This is a genomic window from bacterium (assembly GCA_027622355.1).
Lineage (GTDB): Bacteria > UBA8248 > UBA8248 > UBA8248 > UBA8248 > JAQBZT01.
In genome coordinates, this window is sequence record JAQBZT010000245.1 from 1 (window position 1) to 4,473 (window position 4,473).

Sequence of the window (4,473 nt, forward strand, 5' to 3'; positions counted from 1 at the left end):
CGGGCCGCCACCTCGCGAATCCGGGCAAAGGTCCGGGCGGGGTCTTCTTCGTTCCCGGCGGCCTCCTCGACGAGCGGCATCAGCTCTTTATGAAGGCGATCCATCCGGGGGTCCGGGTGGGCCCACGGAAAGATGAAGTTCTCCGCGTCGAGTTCGCCGAGTGCGGGAAGCAGGCCGGGGTGTTTGAGAAGCTCCGAGCCGGGAGGAATCAAGAGGCGGATCGCCAACTGCACCGGGTCCACCTCGTCGATCAGGTTTTCCCCCTCGATGAAATCGAGCAGGGCGAAGTAATCCGCCTCGCGGGTCCAGGGGGTGAAGGCGACGAGAGTGGGCCGGATAGAGATCCCGGCCTGCCGCACGATTCCGAGGGCGCGGTAAATGTCCGCCGGGGTGTGGCCCTTCTGGAGATTTGCCAGGACCGCTTCGTTCAGCGACTCCACGGCGGAGACGATGAAGAGGCACCCCAGCGACTTGAACTCGGGGAGAAGCGCCGCGTTCCGGATGATGTGCTCCACCTTGGTGGTGAAGTCGAACGTCAGATCGGGGTGCCGCCCATGGAGCGCCTGCGCCACGCGGAGGCCGTGGCGCGGCCCGTTCAGGAAGTCGGGGTCGGCGAACGTGATGTGCCGCGCGCCCGCGGCCGCGAGATGGCCGATGTCTTCGAGGACGACATCGGCCGGGACCACGAAGAATCGGCCCTGGTACACCGGCGGCAGCGGGCAGTGGCGGCACAGGTGCTTGCAGCCCCGGCTGGCCTCGACCGCCCCGGCCGGCACCGCCTCGCCTCCCCGGACCAGGTGGGCGTAGTGCGCCAGCTCCGGCAGCCCCGTCCGGTCGGGAGGAAGGAAGGGCAGCTTCTCGAGATAGGGCGCCGGCGGGTTCGCTCGCGTGCCCACCGCGGGGGTCTCCGAAGCCGCCCGGCCGGCGGCCAGCCCTTCGATCAACGCCAAAAGCGGCGCCTCGAACTCGCCGCCGATGACCGAATCGGCCCCGTTTCCGAGGAGATACTCGCGGTTCAAGAGGGCGTAGTGCCCGTAGAAGCAGATGTGGCAGCCGGGATGGTCTTCGCGTACCTTACGCGCGAGCGATACGCCCAGGCGGAGCGCGGCGTGCATGGGAACGCTGATGCCGGCGAAGGCGGCTTTTTTGGCCCGCTCCGGCGCATAGGCCTCGACCGCCACGTCCATGACGGCAGGGCGGAAGCCCGCCCTGTTCAGAAAAGCGGCCGGCGAGGCGACGCCGAGCGGCGGATGGCCGAGTTCGTAGCAGGAGGCCAGAAGAACCGCGCCCGGCGCATGCCAGTCGATGGCTTCGGAAGAGGGCGTGTCCGTGGTCATGTCGAGAGCTTCCGCTTCATCGTGCCAGTGAAAAAAACGCCGGGGCGGACCCCGGCGTTTTTCGGGTTTGTTGTAAGCGGTCTCAGGTGGTGAAGGATTTTCCGCAGCCGCAGGCCGCCGCGGCGTTCGGATTTTCGATCTTGAATCCGGCGCCCTGAATGGTGTCCACAAAATCAACCACCACTCCGCTCAGCAGCGCGAGGCTCTGGGGGTCGACGAAGACCTGAAAACCGTCGGCTTCGAAAATCTTGTCGTCGGCCGCGGCCGCTTCCTCGAAATAGAGGCCGTAGCTGTGGCCGGAACACCCCCCCGCCGTAACGGCGACGCGCAGGCCGTGGCCCGCCTTGCCCTCGGCCTCCAAAATTTCCTTGACCTTGGCCTCGGCCACCGGCGTGACGCGGATTCCCTCGGCGGATTTGGGTTTCGTGGCATCGAACAGGGTGACACTGCCTTGCGACATCAGGGATTCTCCTTTTGTAAACAAAAAGCGTTAAGAGAATTTCTGCAACTTAGTTTCGCTGTTCAGCCGGTTTTCTGCAAGCTGGTTCAGCCCGGCCTGCAGCTGTTTGTCCGAGACGGGCGGGGCCGGCCGGAGGGGCAGGTCGGCGAACGTCGTCTTCCGAAAAAAAACATCGAGCAGGCGCTGGGCCTCCCCGAACACCTCGTTCATCGTGCAAAACTCTTCGAATTCACAACACCCGCCTTCTTCCGTGCATGCCACGAGCGGCATCGGTCCCTCGATGGCATGAAGCACATCGTAGAAACTGATCTCGCCGGCGGGGCGGGCCAGGCGGTAGCCGCCCTTGGGGCCCTGGACCGAGGTGACCATCTGCCCGCGGGTCAGGGAGGGCATCAGTTTGGCGAGAAAAGCCTGGGGAATCTGCTGGGCCCTGGCAATCTCGCCGATCGTGGAGAGCCGCTCTCCCGGCTGTCTCGAGAGATAAACGACGGCTCGAAGCGCATAGTCACCGGCCCGGCTGATCTGCATCGCGCGGTAGCTCCCGCAAGGGTTGGGGACACCTCCTATGCCATAAATATGACATGGGAGGTCACATATAAAGAAGGGCTGCGAAAATGTCAAGGAAGACGAGAGGATAAGGGCTTACGGGGTACACCGTGTGGGCATGGTGATGCAATCCGCGTCTTGCAAGGCGCACCGGCGTGGAGAAAATCACCTCTTTTTGGGGCGGATGCACCGGAATGATTCGTAAGCATATGATAAATAACGAATTATAAATCGGATGTCTTTTGTATAAATAAAGTTGACAATCAAGCACTCAGATATTATGTTTGCATCGTTGAAGCCGGGTCGTCCTTGTTTCCATGGGATAGGGCGTCGGCCTTGCCGAAGTGGTTATTCAAACGGTCCATCCCCGGGGCGAGATTCCGGGGGGTAAAGAGGGTTTCCCATTGAGACTCGATAAGTTGACGCGAAAGACCCAGGAAGCGCTCCAGGCCGCGAAATATCTGGCCGAGGACAGGGGCCATCAGGTGATGATGCCGGCGCACATGATCTCCGCCCTCCTCGATCAGGAGGGCGGAGTGGTCGCCCCGCTCGTTGAAAAAGGAGGGGTCTCCCTTTCCTCTCTCAAGGGCGCGCTGGATTCGGCGCTTGAAAAATTTCCGCGGGTATCAACGGTCGGGGGGAGCGAGGCGTTCCTCGGCCCGGAGCTTCGCCGCTACATCGAAGCGGCCGAGAAGGAAGCCGCCGCCATCTCCGATGAATATGTGAGCGGGGAGCATTTCGTCCTGGCCGCACTGGACGCAGCCGGGGCGGAACTCAAGCCCCTCATGCAGCGGTTGGGCATCACGCGGGAGAAAGTTCTCGAGGCGCTCAAGGAGATCCGGGGCAGCCAGCGCGTCACCGACCCCGAAGCCGAGAGCCGCTACCAGGCCCTCGAGCGCTTTTCCATTGACTTCACCGAACGGGCGCGGGCCGGAAAGCTCGACCCGGTCGTCGGGCGCGACTACGAGATACGCCGGATCATGCAGGTGCTCTCGCGCCGGACGAAGAACAACCCCGTGCTCATCGGCGAGCCCGGCGTGGGAAAGACCGCCATCGTCGAGGGGCTCGCGAGCCGCATCGTGAATGGCGATGTGCCCGAGGGCCTGAAGGACAAGCGGCTGCTCTCGCTCGACATCGGCGCGCTGGTCGCCGGCTCGAAGTACCGCGGCGAGTTCGAAGACCGGCTCAAGGCCGTTCTCAAGGAAGTGTCCGACTCCCAGGGGGAAGTCATTCTTTTCATCGACGAGTTGCACACCGTGGTGGGCGCCGGTGCGGCCGAGGGGGCGGTGGACGCCTCCAACCTCCTCAAGCCCGCCCTCGCGCGCGGGGATCTGCACTGCGTGGGTGCCACGACCCTCGATGAGTACCGCAAGTATATCGAGAAGGACGCCGCCCTCGAGCGGCGCTTCCAGCCGGTGATGGTCGAGGAGCCCAGCGTCGAGGACACCATCTCGATTCTCCGGGGCCTCAAGGAGCGCTACGAGCTCCATCACGGCGTGCGGATTCTGGACAGCGCCATCGTGGCGGCGGCCACGCTTTCCCACCGCTACATCTCCGATCGGTTCCTCCCCGACAAGGCCGTGGACCTGATCGACGAGGCGGCCAGCGGTCTGCGGCTCGACATTGACAGCCTTCCCGAGGACATCGATCGCAGGGAGCGCGAACTCCTCCGGCTGCAGATCGAAGCAAAGGCTCTTGAAAAGGAGACCGACCCGGAAAGCGGGGAGCGGCTCGAGGAAATCCACCGCCAGATCGGGGAGCTGCGGGCGGAAAACGACGTGGCACGCGCCCAGTGGACCCGGGAGAAAGAAAGCCATGGCAAGGTCCAGCGCCTCAAGGAGCAGATCGAAGCGCTCCGCGCCGAGTCCCATCAGGCCGAGCGGGAGGGAAATCTCGGCCGAGCGGCGGAGATTCGCTACGGCGAGATCATCGCTCTCGAAAAGGAACTCGGGCAACTGGAGGCGGCGGCCGGGAAAGACGACGGGCGGCGGATGCTCCGCGAGGAAGTGACCGAGGACGACATCGCCCACATCGTCAGCCGGTGGACCGGCATTCCGGTTTCCCGCCTCCTCGAGGGAGAGCGCGAGAAGCTTCTCCAGATGGAAGAGCGGCTCCATCAGCGCATCATTG

4 protein-coding genes are annotated in these 4,473 nt (G+C 63.9%); 1 reads left to right on the forward strand and 3 read right to left on the reverse strand.

What is annotated here, in order from left to right; all coding sequences use genetic code 11:
• The 3 genes from O2807_12485 to O2807_12495 all read right to left on the reverse strand — a co-directional run.
• The coding region (locus tag O2807_12485) for a CUAEP/CCAEP-tail radical SAM protein (protein ID MDA1001317.1) at window positions 1–1,337 on the reverse strand (1,337 nt) is incomplete at its 3' end.
• Between the two features lie 82 nt (window positions 1,338–1,419).
• Window positions 1,420–1,797 carry an iron-sulfur cluster assembly accessory protein gene (locus O2807_12490; GenBank protein ID MDA1001318.1) on the reverse strand — a complete coding sequence of 126 codons (378 nt, stop codon included), beginning with the start codon at window positions 1,795–1,797 and terminating at the stop codon, window positions 1,420–1,422.
• 30 nt (window positions 1,798–1,827) lie between these two features.
• Complete coding sequence (locus O2807_12495) at window positions 1,828–2,325, reverse strand: Rrf2 family transcriptional regulator (GenBank protein ID MDA1001319.1); 498 nt, start codon at window positions 2,323–2,325, stop codon at window positions 1,828–1,830.
• A 422-nt stretch (window positions 2,326–2,747) separates the two neighbouring features.
• Here O2807_12495 and O2807_12500 point away from each other — a divergent pair.
• Window positions 2,748–4,473, forward strand: a 1,726-nt coding sequence (locus tag O2807_12500; protein MDA1001320.1) for an AAA family ATPase, incomplete at its 3' end; no start/stop codon positions are given.